This is a genomic window from Maribacter algarum (ex Zhang et al. 2020), assembly GCF_005885635.1.
GTDB classification, from domain to species: Bacteria; Bacteroidota; Bacteroidia; order Flavobacteriales; family Flavobacteriaceae; genus Maribacter_C; species Maribacter_C algarum.
In genome coordinates this window covers 1-2129 of record NZ_VATY01000012.1, presented here as the reverse complement: position 1 = coordinate 2129, position 2129 = coordinate 1, and the positions used below count along the sequence as shown (strand labels likewise).

Annotated in this window: 2 protein-coding genes; both read right to left on the bottom strand. The window is 32.6% G+C overall.

What is annotated here, in order from left to right; all coding sequences use genetic code 11:
• Positions 1–252 precede the first annotated feature (252 nt).
• Positions 253–1059: a DUF6090 family protein gene (locus FEE95_RS21940; protein ID WP_138660193.1), complete on the bottom strand. Its 807-nt coding sequence runs from the start codon at positions 1057–1059 to the stop codon at positions 253–255.
• A gap of 397 nt (positions 1060–1456) precedes the next feature.
• A complete protein-coding gene (locus FEE95_RS21935; RefSeq protein WP_138660192.1) occupies positions 1457–1882 on the bottom strand; it encodes a lipocalin family protein in 426 nt (141 codons plus the stop codon).
• Positions 1883–2129 lie beyond the last annotated feature (247 nt).

Below are 2129 nucleotides of genomic sequence, written 5' to 3'. Positions count from 1 at the left end.
TTTTGAGATGTCTCCGTTTTAAGTCCAACTTCTTTCTTTACAGATTTCACATCAGGTTTACAACTGACAAATAAGAATGTAAACAATAGTAGTGGAATAAGCTTTTTCATATTTTGGGTAACGGTTGGGCTAAGGTTCGTTGCTGTGATTCGTCCGAAGGACAATCAAGCCGAACCTAAAGATAGCTTTTTGCGCGTGATTTCCGTTTAGGAAATCCGCAAGCAATGAATTTTAGGCTTTGTTAGCCTTTCGTTATTCTTTCTTTACAATCTCTTTTTTGATTAGGTTGATTATATCCTCAATTTTACTCTTTACGCCAAGGGATTGTAAATTTGTATATTCAGTATTGGTATATGTCAATGCCATATAATCTTCCATATCAGGATTGTTGACCAATCCAAAAGGACTATTTGTATTGAATAGATTCTCAGCCATTTTTTTCCTTTTTATATCTATCATTTCTATTTTTGATTGAAAAGAGTGATCGGTCATATTATTAGATAAAACTGCACCTAATTGGTAATTGTCTATTAAAAAGGGAAAGAGTCTTTCTTCTATTAAGTTAAACGATACCATTTCTTCTTCTCGCAACTCACTTAAAAAACTAGGGAAGGCGGTTATACTATTTCTTAATTCTGTATTGGTCAGATAGTACAATTTGCCAGAATTAGTAAGCTCATTAGTAACACCTAATTCAGCATCAAAGGTTGGCCTTGTTAGTGTTCTTGCAATATGCATATTTAGACTATCAACATTAATTTGAGATTCTATGAGACCTCTATAATCTAAAATTGTCAATGAGGATTTCATGATGTCATCCCTAGTTTCAATTTTACTATTAAGTTGTATCAAATTATTCGAGTATTCGTTTAATAACTGAGTCAATAGTATGGTTTCCTGTTTGCCGTTTTGATGCCTTTGATTCCAATTACTGACTTGCAATGCCAAAAGTATACCGATCATTACTAGCACAATTTCGCCAACTGCATATTTGAGATATTTTCCAGTCTTGTTTTTCTTTATAAGGTCGTAGCGTATTTTTCTAAAGAATTTTATCATTGGTTTCTTAGTTGGTTATAATGAAGGCTAACGGCTGGGCTAAGCGTAGTGCGGAGGCAAGGAAACTTTTCGTTTCCGTCTGCGCGCGAAGCTAAAGCTTATTGTTTAGTTTTATTTTTTATTGTCCAAAGCTAAATCCATAAGATTTAGCGACATTATAAATATACACAGACCTTTCGATTTAGCCCTAAAGTCCGCATTACGTTTAGGTTTTGTTAGCAAAAGTATTTTCCACCAAGATTACGTTTCAGGCGATTCAATTCCGTTTGCGAAGAGCTTTTCAATTCCGACTGCATAAACTTTGGCAGTTCCATTTACGTTCTACTCCGTTCAGTTTTTATTGCTTACTATATTTGGGTATAAGTAGCGATAATTACAGGAAAGGCAAGATTATATTTTAATTATTTTTTTTGAGAGTTATATAATTATTGGAAGAGGATAGAGTCAATGTCCCGTCTTTAACAGCTCTTATTTGATATACTATTTTTCTGGAGGAAGTTGTAATGGTGAGTGTATTATTATCAGAAAGACTCCAAGTACCAGAAGTTATTTTCTTATTCTTCACAAATGAAATAGAAAAGTCTTTTTTAAAAGAATACTTGTCTTTAAATCTAGGGTAGGGATTTGATCTATATTTTGAATGAGTTACTGCCGTTGTGAACCAAACTCCTATTAAATCCTCTTCATTGATTCTATTTTGGAAAGTGGAATCTAATTCTTGAATACTTTTAAAATTTTCTCGATTTGATTTAGAAATTTGATTTTCCTGACCAAAACTTAATAAACCAAAAAAGATGATAAACAAAGCTATTAATTCTCTCATAAAATGATTGAAACAAGAATCATTCCAATTTAAGAACCGCAATTAACATTGTAACAGGTTTATATATTTATTACGGATTAATAGTAAATATTACATTTAGGGTCATTTAATATTTTTGCTAACGGTTCGGCTATGATTAGTTGCGGCCAGAAATCCGTAGGATTTCCCGTCGCACCCTAAACATAGTAAAAATGCTTAGATTTTCCGCAGGAAAATCCCAAGCAATTAATTATAGGTTTTGTTGTGT

What these genes read in the sequence shown, in the direction of transcription:
- FEE95_RS21935 (WP_138660192.1), bottom strand. Translation starts at nt 1,882, where the DNA reads ATGAGAGAATTAATAGCTTTGTTTATCATCTTTTTTGGTTTATTAAGT.
- FEE95_RS21940 (WP_138660193.1), bottom strand. Translation starts at nt 1,059, where the DNA reads ATGATAAAATTCTTTAGAAAAATACGCTACGACCTTATAAAGAAAAAC.